Origin of the sequence: Acinetobacter tianfuensis (assembly GCF_003611465.1) — a bacterium.
GTDB classification, from domain to species: Bacteria; Pseudomonadota; Gammaproteobacteria; order Pseudomonadales; family Moraxellaceae; genus Acinetobacter; species Acinetobacter tianfuensis.
This window is the reverse complement of record NZ_RAXV01000011.1, coordinates 17,081-41,175: the sequence shown is the minus strand read 5'-3', so window position 1 is coordinate 41,175 and position 24,095 is coordinate 17,081. Positions and strand designations below refer to the sequence as shown.

The 24,095-nt window shown below is 43.7% G+C and carries 20 protein-coding genes; 15 read left to right on the top strand and 5 right to left on the bottom strand.

Annotation, left to right across the window (positions count from 1 at the left end; translation table 11 throughout):
• Positions 1-53: 53 nt before the first annotated feature.
• Positions 54-1,460 (top strand): signal recognition particle protein, encoded by a 1,407-nt coding sequence (gene ffh / locus D7V32_RS06710; protein ID WP_120402116.1) that lies wholly within the window; start codon positions 54-56, stop codon positions 1,458-1,460.
• Positions 1,461-1,684: 224 nt separating this feature from the next.
• Entirely contained in the window at positions 1,685-2,263 is a 579-nt protein-coding gene (locus D7V32_RS06705; protein ID WP_120402115.1) for an RBBP9/YdeN family alpha/beta hydrolase, read from the top strand.
• A gap of 81 nt (positions 2,264-2,344) precedes the next feature.
• On the opposite strand, the gene D7V32_RS06700 is transcribed toward D7V32_RS06705, so the two are convergent.
• Both D7V32_RS06700 and D7V32_RS06695 read right to left on the bottom strand, forming a co-directional pair.
• Positions 2,345-3,085: a type III pantothenate kinase gene (locus D7V32_RS06700; RefSeq protein ID WP_120402114.1), complete on the bottom strand. Its 741-nt coding sequence runs from the start codon at positions 3,083-3,085 to the stop codon at positions 2,345-2,347.
• Positions 3,086-3,087: 2 nt separating this feature from the next.
• Complete coding sequence (locus D7V32_RS06695; RefSeq protein ID WP_120402113.1) at positions 3,088-3,855, bottom strand: biotin--[acetyl-CoA-carboxylase] ligase; 768 nt, start codon at positions 3,853-3,855, stop codon at positions 3,088-3,090.
• Positions 3,856-3,884: 29 nt separating this feature from the next.
• Between D7V32_RS06695 and D7V32_RS06690 the strand changes: the two genes are divergently transcribed.
• From D7V32_RS06690 to ligA, 5 genes are all read left to right on the top strand, one after another.
• On the top strand, positions 3,885-4,688 hold the full coding sequence (locus D7V32_RS06690; RefSeq protein ID WP_120402112.1) for a sulfite exporter TauE/SafE family protein: 804 nt from the start codon (positions 3,885-3,887) through the stop codon (positions 4,686-4,688).
• Between the two features lie 157 nt (positions 4,689-4,845).
• Positions 4,846-5,541, top strand: a complete 696-nt coding sequence (locus tag D7V32_RS06685) for a GntR family transcriptional regulator (RefSeq protein WP_120402111.1) — start codon at positions 4,846-4,848, stop codon at positions 5,539-5,541.
• A gap of 10 nt (positions 5,542-5,551) precedes the next feature.
• Positions 5,552-9,004: a chromosome segregation protein SMC gene (smc, locus tag D7V32_RS06680; RefSeq protein WP_120402110.1), complete on the top strand. Its 3,453-nt coding sequence runs from the start codon at positions 5,552-5,554 to the stop codon at positions 9,002-9,004.
• A 1-nt stretch (position 9,005) separates the two neighbouring features.
• A complete protein-coding gene (locus D7V32_RS06675) occupies positions 9,006-9,980 on the top strand; it encodes a cell division protein ZipA C-terminal FtsZ-binding domain-containing protein (protein WP_120402109.1) in 975 nt (324 codons plus the stop codon).
• A 93-nt stretch (positions 9,981-10,073) separates the two neighbouring features.
• Positions 10,074-12,104 (top strand): NAD-dependent DNA ligase LigA, encoded by a 2,031-nt coding sequence (gene ligA / locus D7V32_RS06670; protein ID WP_120402108.1) that lies wholly within the window; start codon positions 10,074-10,076, stop codon positions 12,102-12,104.
• A 54-nt stretch (positions 12,105-12,158) separates the two neighbouring features.
• On the opposite strand, the gene D7V32_RS06665 is transcribed toward ligA, so the two are convergent.
• A complete protein-coding gene (locus tag D7V32_RS06665) occupies positions 12,159-13,244 on the bottom strand; it encodes an SDR family oxidoreductase (RefSeq protein ID WP_120402107.1) in 1,086 nt (361 codons plus the stop codon).
• A gap of 372 nt (positions 13,245-13,616) precedes the next feature.
• Positions 13,617-14,327, bottom strand: coding sequence for an SH3 domain-containing protein (locus D7V32_RS06660; RefSeq protein ID WP_120402106.1), 711 nt, complete (start codon positions 14,325-14,327; stop codon positions 13,617-13,619).
• Between the two features lie 169 nt (positions 14,328-14,496).
• Between D7V32_RS06660 and D7V32_RS06655 the strand changes: the two genes are divergently transcribed.
• The 3 genes from D7V32_RS06655 (at position 14,497) to ftn (ending at position 18,028) form a co-directional block, all read left to right on the top strand.
• On the top strand, positions 14,497-15,831 hold the full coding sequence (locus D7V32_RS06655; protein WP_033917544.1) for an ISNCY family transposase: 1,335 nt from the start codon (positions 14,497-14,499) through the stop codon (positions 15,829-15,831).
• A gap of 386 nt (positions 15,832-16,217) precedes the next feature.
• The gene (gene rlmF, locus D7V32_RS06650) at positions 16,218-17,192 is read left to right on the top strand and encodes a 23S rRNA (adenine(1618)-N(6))-methyltransferase RlmF (protein WP_120402105.1); all 975 of its coding nucleotides are present in this window, start codon (positions 16,218-16,220) and stop codon (positions 17,190-17,192) included.
• 371 nt (positions 17,193-17,563) lie between these two features.
• Positions 17,564-18,028: a heteropolymeric bacterioferritin subunit Ftn gene (gene ftn / locus D7V32_RS06645; RefSeq protein WP_120402104.1), complete on the top strand. Its 465-nt coding sequence runs from the start codon at positions 17,564-17,566 to the stop codon at positions 18,026-18,028.
• 122 nt (positions 18,029-18,150) lie between these two features.
• Here ftn and D7V32_RS06640 read toward each other — a convergent pair whose 3' ends face one another.
• Positions 18,151-18,723 (bottom strand): peroxiredoxin, encoded by a 573-nt coding sequence (locus D7V32_RS06640; RefSeq protein ID WP_120402103.1) that lies wholly within the window; start codon positions 18,721-18,723, stop codon positions 18,151-18,153.
• A 314-nt stretch (positions 18,724-19,037) separates the two neighbouring features.
• Between D7V32_RS06640 and D7V32_RS06635 the strand changes: the two genes are divergently transcribed.
• The 5 genes from D7V32_RS06635 (at position 19,038) to bioD (ending at position 23,741) form a co-directional block, all read left to right on the top strand.
• On the top strand, positions 19,038-19,781 hold the full coding sequence (locus tag D7V32_RS06635; protein ID WP_120402102.1) for an alpha/beta hydrolase family protein: 744 nt from the start codon (positions 19,038-19,040) through the stop codon (positions 19,779-19,781).
• An 84-nt stretch (positions 19,782-19,865) separates the two neighbouring features.
• A complete protein-coding gene (bioA, locus tag D7V32_RS06630) occupies positions 19,866-21,158 on the top strand; it encodes an adenosylmethionine--8-amino-7-oxononanoate transaminase (RefSeq protein WP_120402101.1) in 1,293 nt (430 codons plus the stop codon).
• On the top strand, positions 21,155-22,324 hold the full coding sequence (locus D7V32_RS06625) for an 8-amino-7-oxononanoate synthase (RefSeq protein WP_120402100.1): 1,170 nt from the start codon (positions 21,155-21,157) through the stop codon (positions 22,322-22,324). Before bioA ends, D7V32_RS06625 begins: the two co-directional genes overlap by 4 nt.
• 1 nt (position 22,325) lies before the next feature.
• A complete protein-coding gene (gene bioC / locus D7V32_RS06620) occupies positions 22,326-23,099 on the top strand; it encodes a malonyl-ACP O-methyltransferase BioC (protein WP_120402099.1) in 774 nt (257 codons plus the stop codon).
• Positions 23,100-23,741, top strand: coding sequence for a dethiobiotin synthase (gene bioD, locus D7V32_RS06615; RefSeq protein ID WP_120402098.1), 642 nt, complete (start codon positions 23,100-23,102; stop codon positions 23,739-23,741).
• Positions 23,742-24,095 lie beyond the last annotated feature (354 nt).

Sequence of the window (24,095 nt, the reverse complement as noted above, 5' to 3'; positions counted from 1 at the left end):
TTCTATTTTAAGAAACAATTTTTTGCTCGTGGCTATTTTAAGCGGATTTTGCAATGTTTGATACCTTAACAGAACGACTCACGCAGAGTTTAAGAAATGTTACTGGCTCTGGGCAGCTAACCGAAGACAATATTAAAGATACGTTACGTGAAGTGCGTATGGCACTTCTTGAAGCCGATGTGGCGCTGCCTGTAACTCGTGAGTTCATCGCGAAAGTTAAGGAAGAAGCATTGGGCCAGGAAGTGATGACTCAGTTATCGCCTGGCCAAGCATTTGTTAAAATCGTACATGATGAATTAACAAAAATGATGGGTGAGGCGAATGAAAGCCTTGACCTTGCAGCTAAACCGCCAGTTGTTGTCTTGCTTGCAGGTTTACAAGGTGCAGGTAAAACCACAACCGCTGCAAAATTAGCGCGCTTTTTGCAAGAACGCCAAAAGAAAAAAGTCGCAATGGTTTCTGCCGACGTATACCGTCCAGCGGCGATCAAACAGCTGCAAACCGTTGCAGGCGAAGTTGGCGCGATTTTCTTTGAATCAAGCGCAGACGAAAAACCGATTACCATTGCTAACCGCGCAATTGAACAGGCGAAAATCCAATTTGCGGATGTCCTGATTGTCGATACAGCAGGTCGTTTACACGTAGACGACGAGATGATGGATGAGATTAAAGAACTTCACGCGGCGATTAAGCCAACTGAAACTTTATTCGTTGTCGATGCAATGACGGGTCAGGATGCGGCCAATACAGCCAAAGCCTTCAATGATGCATTGCCGTTAACGGGTGTGATTCTGACCAAAACGGATGGTGATGCCCGCGGCGGCGCAGCGCTTTCTGTTCGTGCAATTACAGGCAAGCCAATCAAATTCTTAGGTATGGGCGAAAAGCTGGATGCCTTAGAGCCATTCCACCCTGAACGTGTTGCACAGCGTATCTTGGGTATGGGGGATGTACTTTCTTTAGTCGAAGAGCTTGAACGTAAAGTCGACAAAGAAAAAGCCGAAAAAATGGCGAAAAAACTGCAAAAAGGCGGCAGCTTCAACTTTGAAGATATGCTGATGCAGTTTGAGCAAATGAATAAAATGGGCGGCATGATGGGCTTTCTGGATAAGCTGCCTGGTATGAACAGTGCAGGGATTCAAGATGCGTTGGCGCAAGCGAACCCTGAAAAGCAAGTGAAAAAAATGGAAGCGATTATTCAATCGATGACCATTAAAGAGCGCCGTAACCCGGACCTCATGAACCCAAGCCGTAAAAAACGTATTGCAGCTGGCTGCGGTATGGATGTGGTTGAAGTGAACAAGCTGATTAAACAGCATGCGCAAATGGCGAAAATGATGAAAAAATTTGCTAATCCGTCAGGTATGGCAAAAATGATGAAATCATTAGGCAATATGCAAAAGCAGTTTGGCGGCGGCGGCGGTATGGGCCCGCTGTTCGGCAATAAAGATCCAAAATAATTTGGACTTTTAAAAAAGCGCTGTGAGGCGCTTTTTTTATGCTTGATCCAAAATCATCAGCGGGAGGCAGGTCGATCAGATGATGAGAAAAAATGATGAAACGTGCACCATTCATCACTTGTCAAAACCGTATATTGCAGTACAAAATAATAAACAGGCAGATTGTTCTTCTTAGAAGTTTGTCTAGAACAATAACAGTGACAGTAAATAAGAATGAAACAGTAATGATCTCAAAACAAAAAAGAAATATTTATATTATTCATGGCTATCAGGCATCGCCAAATGATCATTGGTTTCCATGGCTGAGCCAGCAGCTAAATCAGTCTGGCCATGTATCAAAGCGGATTATCTTAGCGGAGTCTGCACAGCCGAATTTTGCATATTGGCAAAAACTTTTAGCGTCACAGCTGTCTAAGCTGGATGCAAACAGCATCATTATTGCCCATAGTTTGGGCTGTATTGCTGCGCTGCATTATTTAACTGATTATTTCAGGCAGCACCGCGGTAAAATTCGGGCCGGTATTTTTGTGGCAGGCTTTATGTCTCCGCTGCGGGCTTTGCCAGAGCTGGACAGTTTTATTCAGCAGGTAAATTTAGACAGTTCATTGCTTGCTAAGCATATACCTTTGTCAGTGTGCTTATTATCCAGCAATGATACTTATGTCGCGCCGCCGCAAACGATTCAGCTGGCTAACTTTATTCAGGCGCAGACTGTAGAAATTAAAAATGCAGGGCACTTTATGGCGAATGATGGCTATACTGAGTTTCAGCGCCTTTATGATGTTTTGAAACCGCTGCTATAAAAGCCTTGCTGTGTTCAGTTTAAGAAAAAGCAGTGCTCTATGAGCACTGCTTTTTTCATGCAAAGTAATTTTTTCAAGGGCTTAAACAAGCGCTTCCTGATGAGACAGATAGTTTTGCAAACCCTTGAGCAGTAAATCCTGCTCTACTTCAGGCTGATATTTTATAAGGTATTTTGCAAATAGCGGCGCATCGCCGCCAGTTAAAATCAGCTTGCTTGGATACTTTTCCAAAACTTTTTCAATAGTGCTGACTAAGCTGAGCAAAATGCCATGATGTACTGCATCAATGGTATTTTTTCCAGGGGACAGTTCGTCAAACGAAGCATCTGGAATTTTAATGCCTTTGGTATTTTGAATGAGAGAGTCACGCTGCAAATAGAGGTTTGGCAAAATATAGCCGCCCAAGTGCTGCATGCCATTGCATAGGTCTATCGTCAGCGCTGTACCGCAGCTGATCACACAATATTGCTGTTTGGGATCATGCGCAACAGCCAGCATTTGCAGCCAGCGGTCAATACCGAGTTTTGACGGGTCTTCATAGGCGCAGCGCAAGCCTTGGTATTCGGCATGTACTTGGGCAAATGTAATGGGCACATTTAAAAATTTTAAAATCTTTAAAATGCGGTCATTATTTTTTTTGTCTTGTACAGATGAAACGCCGATTTGATGCAAGTCCAAAGCTTTGAAATGCTGCACTAAACCCAGCAGCAGTTCTGCAGGAGACTGCAGATGCAGTTCGGCTGCATGTTCAATGATTTCTGTGTTTTCCGTGATCCAATATTTTAAGCGCGTGTTGCCGATATCGAGCCATAAATTTTTCATGTTCAGTGCTCTGGCTGCTGTGCGGTCTGTAAGCGCAAGCGGCCTTGGAAATGGTGTTCAATTTTGCCGTTGTGCTGAATTTCGATTGCACCGTCATTGCGGATACCGAGGAAAATACCTTGGCTAATGCCTTGAAGATGTTCGATTTCAACGGGCTGATCTTTAAACGCTGCATAATGATTAAAACGGGCAGCCAAATTATAGCTGTTATGGCTGAACCATTCACCAGCTTGCTGAATGGCCAAATACAGTTCTGCTGTGAGCTGAATGCGGTCAAATTGCTCCAGTCCAAGCTCTGTGAGCGAACTGGCTGCCTGTTCAATCCCTTCTTTGGGGATGGGCAGCACGTTTAAGCCGACACCGACCACGGCTTGATGCGCATTTAAGGGTTCAACTAAAATGCCTCCCCATTTTCCTTGCAGGCTATAAAGGTCATTTGGCCATTTCACCTGCAGATGAAGGTCTTTCAGGCTTGGCATTTGCAGGATATTTAACGCAATTTCCAGCGCTAAACGGCCATCAATGGGTGTTCGGGTATTGAGCAGTGTGCTTAAATAGATATTGCCTTCAGGTGAAACCCACTGGCGCTGGCGCTGACCGCGGCCTCGGGTTTGCCGTACGCTGGTCACGAGAACCTGCTGTACGCCTTTGAGCGCGATTTCGCGTACATCATCATTGGTTGATGCTGTGACAGGCTTGAGCAGAAGCACTTCAGGAAGCTGACCTGCTTCAGTCAAGATTTGCTGTAAGAGTCGAGTCTCTAAATCCATTTGAATCTGAGAATTGTGGAAAAGTATTGATGGAGTTAATCATATATTTACTGATCGGCGCAATCGCTGGTTTTGCTGCGGGGCTATTTGGGGTTGGCGGCGGTTTAATTATTGTACCTATTTTATTCATTGTCTTTACCCAGCTGAACTATGATCCAGCCATTATTATGCATATGGCGGTCGGCACATCTTTGGCGACCATTATTGTAACGTCCATCAGTTCGGTTTCTGCGCATCATAAGAAAGGCGCTGTCATGTGGTCTGTGTTTAGAAACTTGGCGCCGGGCCTAGTTGCAGGCTCATTTTTAGGTGCGGGCATTGCTGACTATATGTCTGGTCAGGGCCTGCAGCTGCTGATCGGTTTCTTTGCTGTGTGGGTTGCTTTTAAAATGTTTAAAGGCGCGCATGTAGCGGTTGATCCCGCGCAGACTTTACCGAGTAAGCCAATGCAATTGGCGGCAGGCGGCGGCATTGGCATTGCTTCAGCCATTTTCGGTATTGGCGGCGGCAGTTTAACGGTGCCGTATTTAAACCGTCATGGGGTGGTCATGCAAAAGGCGGTCGCGACCTCAGCAGCTTGCGGTTTGCCCATTGCGGTTGCTGGCGCTCTCGGTTTTATGTGGTTTGGCCAGTCCAATGTTGAAGTGCCGAATACAATTGGCTATGTGCATATTTATGCTTTTATCGGTATTAGTGCCATGAGCTTTATTACGGCGAAATTAGGGGCAAAAGCGGCACATATACTGTCACCAGCCATGTTAAAAAAATGTTTTGCAGGTTTATTGACTACAGTAGGCTTATATTTTATTTATCAAGGGGTCAGCGTGATATAAAAAGCTGAATATCAGGGCAGTCTGTCTGCAGTTGGCTTTATAGACATAAGATTGTCCTACAATGTCATGGCGCTGCAGTCAGAAAAACAGTTAAATCAGACTGGTTTGAAATAATAAAATGCACTTGGTGCAGTAATAAAAAAAATACAGGAACAGTATGCAGCAACAAGAAGCGGAGAGTTTATCCGAACAAATTGCCAAGCACATCAGCGAGCAGATTATCCGCGGTGAGCTGGTAGAAGGCGAGCGCATACAGGAATTGCGCATTTCTTCAGAGCTGGATGTCAGCCGCGGCTCTGTGCGCGAAGCTTTGCTGATTTTAGAGCGGACACAGCTGATCGAAATTTTTCCGCGCCGCGGGGCCATCGTGTCTGAAATGTCCGCACTGCAAGTCAGAGCTTTATTTGATATGGCATCTTTGCTGCTGGGCCAGATTGTGCAGCGCATGTCGGAAACTTGGCGCAGCCATGAAGCTGAGCGTATTCAGCTATTATTAGAGCATTTAGATGCAGAAACCCGCCAAGGCAATGCAGAAAAGTTTTATGATTTGATCTTTCAAGGTATGGCGCGGCAGCATGAAATGGTAGGCAATGCTTACTTAATGCGTTATTACCAAGAGCTGCTGCCGTCACTGCGCCGCAGCTATTTTCTAACGCTGAATATCTCGCGCAGGGAGCTGCAAGAATCTTTCGAGCTGTTTAAGCTGGTGACTGATGCAATTTTGATTCGAAAATCACAACAAGCCACTTTATTTATGGAAGATTTTTGTCGACACTTACGCAACCTTGTGTTGGAATCGCTGACACGGATGAAACAAATCGAACTCGCGTGGGCAAGACGCTCACGGCGATAATCAGGACACTATGCGTTTAAGCAGTTTAAAACTTTCCGGCTTCAAATCTTTTGCCGACAGCACGACATTGCAATTTAAAGACAGCCGTACCGCCGTGGTTGGGCCAAACGGCTGCGGAAAATCCAACGTCATTGACGCTATCCGCTGGGTGATGGGTGAATCCAGCGCGCGCCAGCTCCGCGGCGGCAGCATGCAGGACGTTATTTTTACGGGTACTGCAAAACGCAAGCCTGTAAGTGTGGCCAGTGTAGAACTGCGCTTTGACAATACTTATGGCAAGTTGGGCGGTGCGTATAATGCCTATAATGAACTGGCAGTGCGCCGTCAGGTCAACCGTGACGGCAAATCTGAATATTTCTTAAATGGCGCTAAATGCCGCCGCCGAGACATTACGGACATTTTCTTAGGCACAGGTTTGGGCCCGCGTTCATATGCAATTATTGAACAGGGCATGATTAACCGTATGGTCGATGCTAAGCCTGAAGAAATGCGGGTATTTCTGGAAGAGGCTGCAGGCGTGTCGCGTTATCAGGCGCGCCGCCGTGAAACGACACAGCACTTGGAACATACCACGCAGAATTTATCGCGTTTAGAAGATATTGCGTCTGAGCTGAAGTCGCAGCTGAAAACACTGAAGCGCCAGTCTGAAAGCGCAGTGCAGTATAAAGATTTAGAAAAGCAGATCCGCAGCATCAAAATTGAAGTGCTGTCATTTCAGTGTGAAAAAAGCAGCCGCTTGCAGCAAGAATATACGGTGCAGATGAATGATCTTGGCGAACAGTTCAAACTTGTCCGCTCTGAACTGACCACTTTAGAACATGATCTGACATCGACCAGTGAGCTGTTTCAGCGCCTGATTCAGCAGTCTACGCCTTTGCAAAATGAATGGCAGCAGGAAGAGAAAAAGCTGTCTGAACTGAAAATGTCGCTCGAGCAGAAAAAGGCGCTGTACAGTCAAAATTCGGAAAGTTTAGAACAGCTGGAACAGCAGCGGGCACAGACCAAAGAACGTCTGCAGCTGATTGAACTGCAGCTGGAAACATTGCATCAGCAGCAAGAAGATCAAACCGCGCAGCTGCAAAAACAAGAAAGCCAGAGTCAGGAGCGTACTCAGGGGCTGAGCGATTTAAAAGCGCAGCAAAGCGCTGTGCAGCAGCAGTTTGAGCAAGTTAAATCCCTTGTAGATAAACAGCAGCAGCAAAAACTGCAGATGCTGGCGCAGAGTGAGCAGCTGAGCAAAAATATTGGCCGTTTAGAACAGCAGAAAACCACGCTGCAGCAGCAGGCTTCGCAAATTTTAAATCAGGCGCAGCAAGACGAACTTGAAACGCTGGAATACAATAAACAGCAGCTTCAGCAGCAGCTGGAAAATAGCGAGCAGCAGATCGCCGCTTTGCAGCAGCAAGTCGAGCAGCAGAATACTGTGCACGCACAGCACAAAGCGGCTGTGCAGGAGCTGAAATCAGAAATTCAGGTACTGCAGTCTGAACAGAAAAACCTGAACCAGCTGTTAATTAAGTCGGCGCCCAAAGTGCCAGCGCAGACGGTAAGTTTGATGCAGGCTTTGCAGCTGACGGCTGCAGGAAAAGGTCAGGCAGCTTTAGTAGAGAAGTTCTTAGCCAAATGGCTGCATGCGCAAGTGCTGGAGCAAACATCGGCATTTCAAGACAGCACGGCGCGTCAGCTGAAAGCGCAAGGCCAGCACAGTAAAATTCAGCTATCTGGCTTAAGCTGTTTGGCTGACTGGATTGACACGCCGCAATATTCTTTGTGGCAGCAGGTTGCTATTGCAGATGATTTGGCGGCTGCTTTGAACCATCAGACAGTCTTGCTTGCAGGACAGTCCATTTTGACGCTGGATGGTTACCATGTTGGGCCAGATTGGGTGGTTGGCCTGCACTATGATGAAGACAGTCAAGCAGCTCAGGGCGCATTGAGCCACCGTATCCGTTTAGATGAAATTGAACAGCTGCTGGCAGACAAATTGCCGAAGTTTACAGAGGCTGAGTCTTTGCTTCCTGCAGCGGCAGCGCAGATTCAAGTGTTGCAGCAAGAGCAAAAGCTTGCACAAGAAGCCTTCAAACTGCAGCAGCAGGCGTGGCAGCAGGCTGATGTCGCAATTGCTAAAGTTCAAAGCACAGCGCAGGCATTTGCGCTGCAGAAGCAGCAGCTGTCAGATCAGCTGGCGCAAATTGAGGCGCAGCTTGAAGAAGATGCGATGCAGAAAGATGATTTGGAAATTGATCTGCATGCATTAAATATGAAGCTGGAACAGTCCTTGCCTAATTTTAAAACCTTGCAGTTCCAAGCTGAAGAACTGACAGGCCAGCTGGAAGACACGCAGCAAGTGGCACAGCAGGCGCAGCAAGAACTGGAAATTGTCCGCCGTCAGGTATTGCAGGCAGCGCAGCAGATTGAGCTTTTAGAAAAAGACAGTGTGTTTTTAAAAGCGCAGCGTCAGCAGATTGCGGCGCAAATGGAACAGGCGCAGAAATTTGTTGATCCAGTATTGCTTGAACTCCCTGCATTGCAGGCGCAGTTTGCTGACCAGTCTGCTGTTGCTGAAAAATTGCAAAAAACATGGACTGAATGGCAGCTGGAGCTGAACAATGTGCAGTCCAAGCAGTGCGAGCTGACGGAAAAGCGCCACAGCCATCAGCAGCAGGATGAAAAACTGCGTACAGAGCTGGAGCAAAAGCGTTTGGCATGGCAGGCAGCGCAGTCAGATTTACAGCACTATAGCGAACAGCTGAAAGAGCTGAACAGTGAGATGCTGACGGGGCTGAATATTGACATCAGCAGCCATCAGCAGAAACTGGAACAGGCGCAAAAGCAGTTTGATAAATTGGGCGCGGTGAACCTTGCGGCTTCTGAAGAATATGAAGAAGTTTCAAAGCGCTATGATGAGCTCAGTCATCAAATGCAAGATTTAGAAAAAACTGTTGAACAGCTGCGCGGCGCGATGAAAAGCATCGATCAGGAAACGCGTAAATTGTTTATGAATACGTTTGATCGGGTGAATGCAGAGCTGCAAGACTTGTTCCCGAAAGTATTTAATGGCGGTGAAGCGAGTTTAAGTCTTGAAGATGACTGGCAATCAGGTGTAAAACTGATGGCACGACCGCCGGGCAAGCGCAACAGTTCATTGGCGTTGCTGTCAGGCGGTGAAAAAGCGTTAACAGCATTGGCATTGGTTTTTGCGATATTCAGACTCAATCCGGCGCCATTCTGCGTGCTGGATGAGGTGGATGCGCCGCTGGATGATGCCAATGTAGGAAGATTTTGTAATTTGGTAAAAGAACTGTCTGAACAAGTTCAATTCATTTACATTACACATAATAAACTGGCGATGACCATGGCAACTGATTTGCTCGGTGTGACCATGCCTGAACCGGGAACCTCGAAATTAGTGACTGTGAATTTAGAGCAGGCAAAAGAATACGGTTTAGTTGCGGAGTCATAGTATGGAAATCACCACAATTCTGGGGATCATTGCAGCAGTGATTATTATGCTGCTGGGCGCGCGCCTGCTGCTGAAAAAGCCGGCAGAGGAAACACCGTCATTAGAATCGGATCTGCATATTCACCTTGACTCACAGCAGCCTGTGCTGCCGCGTTTTGTACGTGATCAGCTGCAGTCAGATACAGCAGAACGTGTAGAGCCATCGTTGCAGAATGAAGTTCCAGAAACAATCAATGCGGAAGAGGTGAAAGCTGAACCGCAAGCTGAAACCAAACCTGTAGAAGGCGTGAAGGTATCGGCTGAACAGGCTGTAGAACAGAAAGCGGCCGCTGAGGCAGAGGCGGATACTGAGCTCAGAGCTGAAGCATCTGAAAAGGCTGCTGAGACAGAAGCTGAAAAACCAGTTGAGAAAGCGCCTGAAAAAGCGCAGGAACTGAGCTTGAATCAGATTGAAAAAGCTGAAATCACAGAATTTGAAGATGAAAGCAATATTTTAGATGCACATTTGCATGAACAGAAGCAAGTGGATGATGAAAGTGATTTAGCCACTGCTGAAACCTATATTGCATTGAATATTTACCCAGACAGCCGTGTGCTTTCTGGTGAAAAAACATTAAAAGTTTTAATGAAATACGGTCTGCGCTTTGGCGAAATGGCTTGTTTCCACCGTTACAGCGAAGACGGCAGCAAGTTGTTGTTTTCGGTATTGCAGATTAATAACGATGGCGCCGCAGCAGGATTTGATTTAGAAAGCTTATCTTCAGAACAGGTGAAAGGTTTGGCCTTTTTCTTAGCGCTGCCGCATAGCGACGTACAAAATGCTTTTGATACCATGGACAGTATTTCCCGCTTAATTGCACGTGAAATTGACGGTACTGTTTATGATCAGAATAACCAAGAATTTACGCCGCAGCTGCGTGAACATTGGCGCCATCAGGCAATTGACTACCGTTCAGGGCAAGCTGTTGAAGCTTAGCATTGCAACTGTCTGAGCTGATTTTTATAATACGGCCAGATACTGAAATTTTTAAAGGGCGGTCGATTTACCGCCCTTTTTTATGGTGAATATATGACTCAAACCAATCCTGTCATTGCGCAAATGCGCAAGCTGATTCAAATTTTGGCACAGCATAATCATGCTTACTATGTGATGGATCAGCCGACAATTGAAGACAGTGAATATGATCAGTTATTTCACCAGCTAAAAGCATTGGAGCAGGATCATCCTGAGTTGGTGCAGCCTGATACGCCAACCAATAAAGTCGGAGGCAAAGCGCTGTCAAAGTTTGAAAGCATTACGCATGCTGTGCCGATGCTGTCATTGGGCAATGTGTTTAACCAAGAAGAATTATTTGCCTTTGCGCGCCGTATTGAAGAGCGATTGCCGAATCAAAAGATTGAATACGATGTCGAGCTGAAGTTTGATGGCTTGGCAATTTCTCTGTGGTATGAGCAGGGTGTGCTGGTGCGCGGTGTGACCCGCGGCGATGGTGAAACAGGTGAAGATATTACCCAAAATGTAAAAACTATTCGCAACTTGCCAAAAGTGCTCACGGCAGCATCTGGAGAAATTCCGGCTTTATTAGAAGTCCGCGGTGAAGTATTAATGCCGAAAGCTGGTTTTGAAAAGCTGAATGCGGAAAATGAGGCCAAGGGCGAAAAAACCTTTGCCAATCCGCGCAATGCGGCGGCAGGCAGCTTGCGCCAGCTCGACCCAAGTATTGCGGCATCGCGTCCATTGGCTTTTTATGCTTATGGTATTGCGCAGTGTGAGCCGAATCATGGGCAAAGCACAATGTCGGCAAGCCTTGAATGGCTGAGCCAGTTTGGTTTTGCTGTTGGTGAGCGTCATTTTGTCTGTGACAGCATTCAGGCGGTGCAGCAGGCCTATGAGCAAATGAATGCAGAGCGCCCGAATTTAAGTGTTGAAATTGACGGCATGGTCATTAAAGTCAATGATTTGAAACAGCAGCAGACTTTGGGTTTTTTAAGCCGTGAACCGCGCTGGGCGACAGCATATAAATTCCCTGCAGTTGCAGCTTTAACAACAGTTGAAAATATTGACTGGCAAGTAGGGCGTACTGGCACATTAACGCCAGTCGCGCGTTTAAATCCTGTTGCAGTGGGCGGTGTAACGGTTTCCAATGTCACTCTGCATAATATTGGTGAAATTCACCGCTTAGATGTGCGCATTGGCGATACCGTCAGTGTATACCGCAGCGGCGACGTGATTCCAAAAGTGGAAAAGGTTTGGCCAGAGTTTCGTCCTGCAGATGCGCTTGAAGTGAATTTACCAGAGGCGTGTCCAGTATGTGCATCTCCTGTAGTGATGCCGGAAGGTGAAGCATTGGCGCGCTGTTCAGGCGGGCTATATTGCGCCGCGCAACGTATTGAAGCAATTCGCCATTTTGTTTCCCGTAAAGCAATGGATATTGAAGGTCTTGGTGACCGCTGGGCAGAGTCATTGCTGCATTTGGATTTGCTGAAAGATGTCGCGGATATTTACAGCCTGCATGAGCACCGTGAAAAGCTGCTTACCATTGAAAAAATGGGCGAGAAGTCTGTTCAGAACTTAATTGACTCAATTGAAAACAGTAAAAAAACCACATTAGGCGCATTTATTTATGCCTTGGGTATTCGCGGGGTAGGTGAAACCACGGCACGTATGCTGGCCAATACTTTCCAGACTTTTGACGCGCTGCGCAATGCAGATATTGAGGCCCTAAAGAAAACCCCTGATGTGGGTGAGATCACGGCAGAGTGGATTATCGACTTTTTCCAAGCGCCGCATAACTTGGAAGTGGTTGACCGTCTATTGGCTGCAGGTATTCATTGGGATGCGCCTGTTGCGCCAAGCCGCCAGCCTTTAAATGGCGAAAGCTGGGTGGTGACAGGGACACTCAGTACCATGGGGCGTGATGAGGCGACCCAATTATTGCAAGGATTGGGCGCTCGTGTCAGCGGCAGTGTTTCAAGTAAAACAAAATGTGTGGTTGCCGGCGAGAAAGCGGGTTCTAAGTTGGAAAAAGCCGAAAAACTGGGGATTCCAGTCATGAATGAGGCAGCTTTCCTTGAGTTTATGCAGCAGTACCAAGGCTAAAGACGCCAAGCAAATGTACTGTAAAAAGCCACCTTTAGGGGTGGCTTTTGCATTTTAAGGAATATATTTTTTCACAACACCGTCATCCAGCAGCTGCTGGAAATGCTCAACTAAGCTGTTTTCAATATTGCGATATTGAATACCCAATTCGGTTTGGCTCTTAGACGCATTAAAGTAAATAGGGTAGCCCATATTCAGTTCAACAAAAGACTTGGAAAAGCCAGCCAATGGGCCAAATAGCTTGAATGCCACTTTAGGCAATTGATTGCGCGGGAAGGGGAATTTAGGGCCGAAGTTTTGGCGCAGAATTTTACCCATTTCCAGCAGGCTGAGCGTGCCGCCGCTGATGATATAACGGCCTTTTGCATTTGGGTTAAAGGCTGCCTGCAAGTGAGCATCGGCAACATCACGAACATCGACAATGCCATTCCACATCGGCGGTACACCTGCAAGGGTCATGCCGTTTGCAAACTGCTCGAGCACTTCTACACTGCCTGATTTAGTCATGGCTGTCAGTGAAGGGCCAAGAACCAGCGCTGGATTGACGCAGACTAAACTCCAACGGCTTTGTGCCTTTTGCATGTCCCACGCTTTACGCTCCGCCATGACTTTTGAGTATGGATAAGGCTGATGCGCTTCGGAACTGGTGGTATTCCAGTGCGATTCATCAAATTCATTATTGGCTGTCTGCCGGATATCAATGGCATCGCCATAGGTCGATGCAATGCTTGAGGTGACGACCACACGCTTGACCGATTCAATGTTATTGACACTTTTCAGGACATTTTCAGTGCCTAAAACAGCGGGTTCAATAATGTCTTTAACGGCATCTTTATAATTGGTCACCACAAAAGGCGAAGCCATATGCAGAACAACTTCACAGCCTTGCATGGCCTGATCAAATGAACCCGGTTCCAGCAAATTGGCTTGAAACAGCTGCAGTGAGCCTGAACTTTGCGCGGCGATTTTTTCCAGATGAGCAAAACTCTTTTTCTTATTTAAATCTCGAACGGTGGCGTGTACGGTGTGTCCTTTTTCGAGCAATTGTTTAATGACCCAGCTGGCAATATAGCCTGTGGCGCCTGTAACGAGTATTGGTGTTGTCTTGGTATTCATGTTCTTCAACTTTAATTGACGCATTTTTTATCATATTGAGAATATTAAGTTTTGTCTTTGATTAATTTGAAAAAATATATTTTTATTATTGAGTTTAATGTGCTCTAAATTCAGCAGAAATCTCATGAGAGCGCTGCAAAAGCGATTTTTTGTTGATTTCAAAAAACGCTGAGATGGGATGAATGTTGGATAGATGCATATTCTTCTTATTGTGGACGCAAAATCTCACAAATAAATGGACGAAGAGTCGTATCTAACTTGTGTCCTTTAATTTAAAGCCTAGATCTTCGGTCTAGGCTTCTTCATTTCGTATAGAATCTATTATATTAAATCTTATCCTTATGATTGAGCACTCATCTATTTGCCATCAACGGCTAAAAAAGAGTTTAAATCATATTAATTTTTAACTTTTTTTATATAAGCCTCAGATACATACCCATCAAGATCTATATTATTTATATTCACAGAAACTTTAATCCATCCATTGGTAACTTCTTTATATACTTTCAACGGTGTATTTCTAGGAATAACAATAATCGATTCACTTTGAAAATTTGGAGCTTCTCTTAAGTTAACACGAGAAATAGTTACACCTTTTGATTCAATCTTATTAAGATAGTAAACATAGGTTTCCTTAAAGTCAGAAGTTACTTCTAAGTTATCTATATGAAACATAAAAATAATAAAGACAAATTGTATAAAAAAATCTAAAAACTTATTTTTCTCTTCCTCATTTTCAAAAGATTGAAGTTCATCAGAAAAATTAATTTCATCACGAATACTTTCTTCAAAAAAAATAAAATTCTCTTTGTTATCAATTTTTTGATTGTTGATGTAGTTTTTCTGAAAATTTTGATTGTTCACAATATCAACTACTAACATTTGGAAATTTTGTAGATTTTTTTGAACTCTCGGATCATTTAAATATTTATTAAGAGCAATAGAGGCATTTTGGATGGCTATTAATGTTTGTTGCACTTCAGGTTTATTAAAAAAGGAAGTAAGACCCATTTGAAAATTTATCAGGATTTGATTAATTATTTGAATGTTTTTTTGCCATTCAGGGTTCTTAGTCAACTTTTCGATTTCACTTAGTGGAATAGACAATTTTATGTTTCCTACGATTAAATAGAATTATTGATATTTTCTAAAATTAACATAATACATGTTATACGAAATTAAATTGTTAGAAACCATTTAAAGTGTCTGTATTCTCACCAATAAAAATGTCTGGTCTATGATGCGCATCAACATCATGGACTGGATATGAATCGAGATGCTGATCACTATGTCTGACAAGGAAATACAACGTATTGCAGTGCTGCAAGATGTTCGAGATCGACGTATTACACAAGTCCGTGCTGCTGAAATTCTGAATCTTTCAACCCGTCAAATTACCCGGTTATTGCACAAGCTCAAGCAAGACGGTATTTCAGGCCTGACACATGCCAGTCGTGGTCAACCGGGTCATCGTCGCCATGATGAAGCCGTAAAGTCTGAATGCCTTTCCCTTATTTCTGAACATCTGCTGGGCTTTGGTCCAACCTTGGCGCATGAGAAGCTCAGCAGCATGTTTGACCTGAATATTCCTGTGGAAACGGTTCGTCGCTGGATGACTGCCAATGAACTCTGGATTCCGCGATCCAAGCGTCTGAAACGGCCATATCAGCCTCGATATAAGCGGGATTGCTTCGGTGAACTGATCCAAATTGATGGCTCATATCATGACTGGTTTGAAGGTCGAGCTGCAAAATGCTGCTTGCTGGTTTATATCGATGATGCCACTGGAAAGCTGTTGCATCTGCGCTTTTGTGAGGCTGAAACCACCTTTGACTATATGCTTTCCACCCGAGCCTACATTGAACAATACGGCAAGCCGCTGGCCTTTTATAGTGACAAACATTCGGTATTCAGAGTGAACCAGAAATCCAGTCAGGACAGTCAGATCACACAATTTGGCAGGATTCTGAATGAGTTAAACATTGATATTATCTTTGCCAACTCCCCACAGGCCAAAGGTCGTGTGGAACGTGCTAACAGGACACTGCAGGATCGTCTGATCAAGGAAATGCGCCTGGAAGGCATCTGCTCGATTGCCGAAGCCAATGCATGGCTGCCCTGCTTTATTGAGCATTTCAATCAGAAGTTCGCCAAGTGTGCGAGAAATTCCAAGAACTTGCATCGCCCTTTAACCGAATCTGATCTTGAACTGGAGGATATTTTCACCTGGCAGGAACCACGTAAGGTCACTAAGAATCTGACCATCACCTATGACAAATGTATTTATATGCTTGAGCCAACAGTACTGAATCATAAGCTGGTTGGGCAATACATTTCATTTCTGGAGTATCCAGATGGCACTGTGGCCATCATGCATGAAGGACGGAAGATCAACTATAGCGTCTTCAATAAACTGGCTGGACTGCAGCAAAATGAAGTGGTTGAGAATAAACGGTTAGGCGCAGTCCTAGCTCATATTCAACAACAACACGAAGAGTTGGAAAAACAGAATAAACGTTCCCGTCTCAAGAAAAGTATGCCGAGCCGTAAAGCTCAGAAAGCTGTTATTGAACAAAGAAATTTAAATCCTGTGCTTGACTCTTATGGTTAAAAACAGGACATTTTAAATGGTTTATCGCATAGACATTTTAATTGGTGAATAACATAAATTTTTACCTGATATAAATCATTATCTTATGCTGATGTGAAAAGTCCAGTCATCACCGATTGGACTTTTTTGTTGATTCTTCATGTTCCATGATCATTATTCAATCAATGTTCCACGGTTTTTTTTAATGAGATTAAATGCTATAGCAAACAAGAATGTCCAGATAAAATAAGAATAGATGTCCAAGTGGTTATTGATTTTGCAGATAGACAAATAAAAGGACTGGGGCGTCATTGATGGTCAAATTCACGTACAATATTGACTAATTTGCAGGTATAGATCCTGCCTTATCAGATGATTCTGTTCTCCCATTGAATATTGGCATACACATGGCGCAAGCAAAGAAATCTTTTCCGCAACAAAAATCGGAATTACATGCACGAAATCTGCATAGCAGTCGTTACGATTTTCCTCAGTTAATCAAGAGTTGTCCGGAACTTGCACCTTTTGTCAGCCTAAATAAATATAACGATCTTTCGGTCGACTTTTCTGATCCGCACGCTGTGAAAATGCTCAATAAAGCATTGCTCAAGCATTTTTATGGCATTCAATATTGGGATATTCCTCCAAATTTTCTTTGCCCGCCTATTCCGGGCAGAGCCGACTATATCCACTACTTAGCTGACTTGCTGAGTGCTAACAATAAGGGGGAAATTCCAACAGGACACGCCGTTCAAGTGTTAGATATTGGGGTGGGCGCGAACTGTATTTATCCGATCATTGGTCATCGCAGTTATGGCTGGAAATTTGTCGGCTCAGATATACATGCTACATCGGTTAAAAGTGCTCAATTTATTGTGGAGGCAAATCCGAATCTGCGTAAAGGCATTCAGATTCGATTGCAGAAAAAAGCGAGCAATATTTTCAATGGTGTGATTAAACCTTCAGATCGATTTGATTTGACCATGTGTAATCCGCCATTTCATGCCTCACAAGATGAAGCCAACGCGACCGCAACTCAAAAATTAAGAAAGCTAGGCAAGCCAGTTGATCGGACAAAGGTGGTGTTAAACTTTGGCGGTCAGAAAAACGAACTCTGGTGTGATGGCGGCGAAGAACGATTTGTCTGCCAAATGGTGCAAGAGAGCACTCAGTTTGCAGAGCAATGCCTTTGGTTTAGTACGCTGGTTTCCAAGAAAACAACATTGCCAGTGCTCTTAAAAGCTATAGCGAAGAGCGGCGCAGTGGATATGAAAACTATAAAAATGACACAGGGGCAAAAAGAAAGCCGTTTTGTCGCTTGGACTTTTTTAGATTCAAAGCAGCAGCAAGCGTGGAAGAATGCGCGTTGGATTTCAGCTTAAGTTTGTTTTCGCTGGGAATTTTAACCTTGTTTTAATTGCAATACATGAAGCATCAGTACTGTGCTCCCTATATAAAAATACAGCAGCGCAAGTTTGGCGTGTTGAATCAATCAGCTGATGTTTGCGTTAAATAAGAAGCATTGTGAATAGTTACAAAATTAATCGGCACTTATTTTTTGAACAATCAGCTTGTACAGGCAGTTGAAATTTGCACAAGTTCTTATTTTTTATGTGAAAATTAAGCGGAATTGAACTGCAAATGCGTATGCTTATCATTTAAAATATATATAAATCATAAACTTACACATTTTAGATTTTGCAAAGACAGAGAAAGTTGTCCATAATATTTGAAAAGGGTATGGAGTTTTAATATGCGTGGCAATCCAGAAGTCGTAGACTACTTAAATATGTTGATTGGCGGCGAACTGGCTGCTCGTGATCAATACCTGATTCATTCCCGTATGTATGAAGACTGGGGTTTGAGCAAAATTTTTGAACGCATTGATCATGAAATGCAGGAAGAAGCACAGCATGCTGATGCGATTATCCGCCGTGTTTTGTTCCTTGAAGGCACGCCAAACATGAAGCGTGATGACATTGAAGTGGGTGAAGACGTTGTTTCTTGCTTAAAAGCCGATTTGAAGCTTGAGTATGAAGTACGTGAAAAGCTGGCTCAAGGCGTAAAGCTTTGCGAAGAAAAAGGCGATTACATTACGCGCGATATGCTTCGTCAGCAAATGTCTGATACAGAAGAAGATCATACTTATTGGCTGGAAAAACAATTGCGTTTAATTCAGCTGATTGGTCTACAAAACTATATTCAATCACAAATGTAAGATTGCTTCATTCCAGCATTCTCTATGAGGGGAAGGTTGGGATGAGGTGGAATTAAAGGCCTTTAGATGAGAATCTGAAGGCCTTTTTATGGTCTGTCGTTTTGTATGGGCGTGACTTATTCTTATTTTTTAGAAAATTTTTGAATATCTGCCAAGACTTGTTTGGCATGGGTCTGTGTATTCACGCTGCTGTAGTGATAGACAATCATGCCATTTGGGTCGACTAAAAAAGTTTCCCTTTTTGCAATTTTTGTAATCCCTAGATTGCGGACAATTCCAAACTGATTGGCCAGCTGATGTTGGCTGTCTGCCAAAATAGGGAAGTTCAGCCCCAGTTTTTGAGAGAATTTTTGATGTGATGTGACATCGTCCAAGCTCACACCAAAGACGGCAGCATTATTTTTGAGAAACTGCGGATATAAAGATTTAAACTCATTGGCTTCTTGTATGCAGCCAGGCGAATTATCTTTGGGATAAAAATAGAGAACGACCCATTTGCCTTTGTATTGACTAAGTTCATGCCATTTTGAATTTTGGTCTTGCAGCTTAAAGGCTGGCGCAGTTTTACCTACCCATTGCCGCTGCTTAGATGAAGCTTGAGAGAAAATTGAATTTTCAGCATGGCTAACCGTTGTTAAGCTGCATATGGCAGAAAGGGAAAGCAGACAGAGGCTAAATTTTTTTTGGAATGGCATGATGATATTTCCCTTACTTTAGTCTGAATTTGAGTGTAGCAAGTTTTATTGAATTTGCGGGACGTGAAATGTCGGTATTCTTTGATGATCATTTTATGCTGGAAATCCATTGAAAATAAGCAGCAATAAAATACCGATGCTGACACAGTGCTGATGCAGCTTACGTTCGATGGGCTGAAAATGCGGCAGCATGACAAACAGCAATTAATGCCGCAATAGCGCATTAAATTGCACTTGATCAAGCATATTGATCATAGAAACAGGTATGAAATTATTTCATAATATGAGTATTTTATTGAGATAAGAGTCCTCCATTGAATCAAAAAATTTTACTTATTACAGGCTGGGGCGGCGGAACCAAACTGCTCAATTCACTTAAACAGGCTTTGGAATATAAAGGCCATACGGTAGAGCTGATCAATATTTTTAATGCCTTGGATGAAAAAGAGTTACAGCAGCAGGCTGAAAAAGCCAAAGTTTTTGATGTGATCATCGGCTGGTCTTTGGGCGGGCAGCTTGCGGCCTTATTGGCGGATCAAATTTCTAAACAATATCATCAGCAGAAAGTTTTGATCACGCTGGCTTCAAATCCATGTTTTGTCGAAAGCTGTGTTGAACATGCAGAATGGCATACAGCGATGTCTGAGGAGGCATTTCAAAACTTTAAACAGTCCTTTCAACATGATGCGATTGCTACTTTAAAGAAATTTGGCTTTATGGTTTGTCAGGGGGTAAAAACCACGAAAGAAGATTTTCAAGTTTTACAAAGTTTGATTCAGCCTCAAAATTTAGAGCGGTTAAAACAGGGCTTAGACTGTTTGGAGCAACTGAATACTGTCAATATCTTGAAAAATTATGCAGGGTATCAGTATCATTTTTTTGCAAAACAAGATTTCTTAGTTAGTTACAAAGTTGCTGAAAATATTCAAAAGTTAAATGCAGAGTTTTTAGAAATAGAACTGCTTAGCGGCTCACATGGCTTACCTATTTTTCAATTTGAAAGCATAAGTGACAAAATCTGCCAATATTTACAGAAAATCAAACAAACAAACGGATAACTGGTCTATATCGCAATTTATTTTTGACTCCTGCAGGTTTAACATGCAAAAAAATGCAATGCAGCCTTAGGCGTGGAGTAATGGATGACCGAATTAACCGATCTGCAATTTGATCAGCAGCACATTTGGCACCCCTATACCTCTATGACTCAGCCGCTGCCGGCTTTTAAGGTAAAAAAAGCATTTGGTGCCATGATTGAACTTGAAGATGGCCGTCAGCTCATAGATGGGATGTCGTCTTGGTGGTGCGCAATTCACGGTTATAACCATCCTGAGCTGAATCAGGCAGTGACCGATCAGCTGCAGAACATGTCGCATATCATGTTTGGCGGTTTTACTCATGATCCTGCGATTCAGCTGGGTAAAGTGCTGCTGAAAATTAGCCCGCCAAGTTTGGATAAAATATTTTATGCAGATTCGGGTTCTGTGGCTGTGGAAGTGGCTTTGAAAATGGCTGTACAGTTTTGGCAGGCGCAAGGCAAGGTTCAGAAAACCAACTTTGTGACACCGCGTTCGGGCTATCACGGAGATACGTGGAATGCGATGTCTGTCTGTGACCCAGTGACAGGGATGCATCAAATTTTTGGCTCAAGTTTGCCGAATCGAATTTTTGTTCCTGCGCCGCAAGTTGGCTTTCATGAAGAATGGAATCAGGCAGATATTGCTGAACTGGAAAAGACTCTGGCTGAACAGCATGAAAGTATTGCCGGTCTGATTCTTGAGCCGATTGTGCAGGGTGCAGGGGGAATGCGTTTTTACCATCCCGAATATTTGCGTCAAGCTAAACTGCTTTGTGAAAAATATAATATCCTGCTGATTTTTGATGAAATCGCCACAGGTTTTGGCCGAACTGGCAAGCTCTTTGCTTGGGAATGGGCGGGTGTTGAACCTGACATTATGTGCATCGGCAAAGGGCTGACAGGCGGTTATATGACTTTATCTGCAACACTGACAAGTAAAAATGTTGCTGAAACCATTAGCAAGGGCGCAGCAGGCGTGTTTATGCATGGCCCGACATTTATGGCAAACCCATTGGCTTGTGCGGTGGCAGTCAAAAGTACTGAAATGCTGATTTCTCAAGATTGGCAAGGCAATATCGATCGTATTCAAAAACAGTTATCTGTGCATTTGCAGCCGCTTGCACAGCTTGATTATGTACATGATGTTCGTGTTTTAGGTGCAATCGGTGTGGTGGAACTCACCTTTAATGTCGACATGAAAAGCCTGCAGCAAGAGTTTGTCCGCCGCGGCATCTGGGTGCGTCCATTTGGCAAGCTGGTGTATGTGATGCCGCCTTATGTTATTTCTGAACAGGAATTAAATACATTGCTGGAACAGTTGGCTGCAGTGGTTAAGCAAATGGAGAATGCGGCGTGAAGCATTTACTTGAGCATTATTCAGAGCAGCTTGATCAGCTGAAACAGCAAGGTAATTTACGTCAATTCACTGCTAATGTTCAGCAAGATCGCTACATCACCATTCATAATCATAAAATGTTGAATTTAGCTTCAAATGACTATTTGGGTTTGGCATCCAATGTTCACCTTCGTGAGCAATTCTTTGATGAAACTCCAAATGCACATCGCTGGATGAGTTCCGCGTCTTCACGTTTGCTGACAGGGAATTTTCCAGAATATGAACAGCTTGAAGCAAGTTTAAGTCAAGCTTTTCATGGGCGCGCAGCGCTGGTGTTTAACAGCGGCTATCACATGAATATTGGGATTTTACCTGCACTTGCGGACAGTAAAACTCTAATTCTTGCAGATAAGCTGATTCATGCCAGCATGATTGACGGTATCCGTTTATCCACTGCCAAATATGTGCGCTATCGCCATAATGATTTGGCGCATCTGGTACAGCTTTTACATAAATATCATGACGATGAAGCTTTTGAACGGATCATTGTCGTGACTGAATCCATTTTCAGTATGGATGGCGATGAAACTGATTTGGCTGAATTAGTACGGATCAAAAAGCAATTTAGAAAAGTCATGCTGTATGTCGATGAAGCGCATGCAATTGGTGTTCGCGGTGAGCAGGGTTTAGGCTGCGCGCAGCAATATCAGGTCATGGATAATATTGATCTTTTAGCTGGAACTTTTGGTAAAGCGATTGCTTCAGTGGGCGGTTATTTGATTTGTCATCCGATCATTCGGAACTATTTAATTAACGCCATGCGCCCGTTGATTTTCAGTACTGCGCAGCCTCCGATCTGTATGGCATGGACGGATTTTATCTTCAAGAAAGTTTTAAATTTAAAAGCTGAACGGCAACATTTACAGCAGATCAGTCAAAGTTTGCAGCAAGCGGTTCAAGCCAGAGGTTTTGATTGTCCTTCAAGCTCGCATATTGTTCCAGTCATTATTGGCGAGTCGAATCAAACGGTAGAAAAAGCCCATGCCCTACAAAAGGCCGGTTTTTATATTATGCCTGTACGCCCGCCGACTGTACCGAAACATAGCTCACGCTTACGCATTTCTTTGACTTCAAATATTGGTCAAGAAGAGCTGCATACATTAATCAAGCAACTGATGGCAGACTAAGATGCTGGATAAATCTCAAATTAAGCAGCGTTTTTCTAAAGCGGTGTTGACTTATGATCAGCAGGCAGTGGTTCAAAAAAGAATTTGCATAGAGCTGGCTGGACTGATGGGTCAGTATGTCGGGCAAAAACATTGGCATCAGGCTTTGGAAATCGGCTGCGGTACAGGAATGCTGACGCAGGAAGTGCTTAAGCATTGTTCAATTGATACTTTGTATTTGAATGATCTGTCTGAAAATATCGCTGCTTTGCAAGATGCTGCTTTTTTACAACAGACCCATACCCATCTGCTGATGGGGGATATTGAACAGCTGGCGCTTCCGCAAAATTTAGATTTGGTTATTTCAAGTTCTGCTTTGCAGTGGATGTCCGATTTACCGCAGCTGTTCAGCAAAATATATGACGCTTTAAAGCCCCAAGGTTATTTTGTATTCAGCAGTTTTGGTACGGAAAATCTGCGTGAAATGAAACAGCTGACAGGCTGCGGTTTGGAGTATTTTGAAATCCATATACTGCAGCGGTTTTTGATGGATTGCGGTTTTGAATTTGTCATGATGAAGCAAGAGGTACAGCCATTGTATTTTGAGCATCCCCGCGATGTGCTTCAGCATATTAAGGCAACGGGAGTGACTGCAACGGCGCAGCACCGCTGGACAAAAAGCGCTTTGCAGCAGTTTTATCGGGATTATGCGCAGTTTGTGCATGCCCCAGATTCAGAAGCGCTTCAGTATCCGCTCACCTATCACCCCATCCAGTGTATTGTAAGGAAAAAATAAGTGTCCCAAATTTACTTTATCAGTGGAATCGACACCGGCATCGGGAAAACTTATGCGACGGGTTATTTAGCGAAATTGTGGAATGAGCAGGGCAAAAAAACCATTACCCAAAAGCTGATTCAAACGGGCAATGTTGATATTTCTGAAGACATTGCACAGCATCGTGACATTATGGGTATGGGCTGGTTTCCTGAAGATGAAATGAAGCTGACTATGCCAGAGATTTTTACTTATCCTGCGTCACCGCATTTGGCCGCGAAAATTGATGGCCGTGAAATTGATTTTCAAAAAATTGAACATGCTGCAGCGCAATTGGCTGAAAAGTATGATGTAGTTTTATTGGAAGGCGCAGGCGGTTTGATGGTGCCGTTGACTGCAGATTTATTGACGATCGATTATGCGGCAGAGAAAAAACATCCCGTGATTTTAGTCACTTCGGGCCGTTTAGGCAGTATCAACCACACCATTTTAAGCTTGGAAGCCCTAAAAAGCCGAGGCTTAGAGCTGTATGCAATAGCTTATAATTTAAATGATGAATCACAGGATGAGCTGATTTCAAAAGATACGGCTGCATACTTGCAGGCATATTTGACGAAACACTTTCCTCATAGCTTGTGGATTGATATTCCTGTTTTAGCATAATAAAGTTTGGTTTGGGAAAGTCTGAAATTGAACGTATTTTTGTGTCTGATCAAGTGTTTTGCAGCAAGCCATTCAGCTTGCTAAAGCCAATGTGAATAAGGTAGCTTAAATTTTAAGCAGTGAAAGTCTGCAGATACTGAGCTTTATGTATTTTGGCGGAAGCTGCAGTAAAGCTTGAAAACTTGGACTCTCAAATAAAAAAAGACAGATATTTTAAATCTGTCTTTTTTTATTATAAAAGATTCAAAAATTAGAATTTTTTGAAACCTTTATTAAAACCGTATGGTTTACGCGGCGCATTTTCATCACGTTCTTCACGGCGGTTAAAACCTTGCTCATTGCGCGGCTCACGGC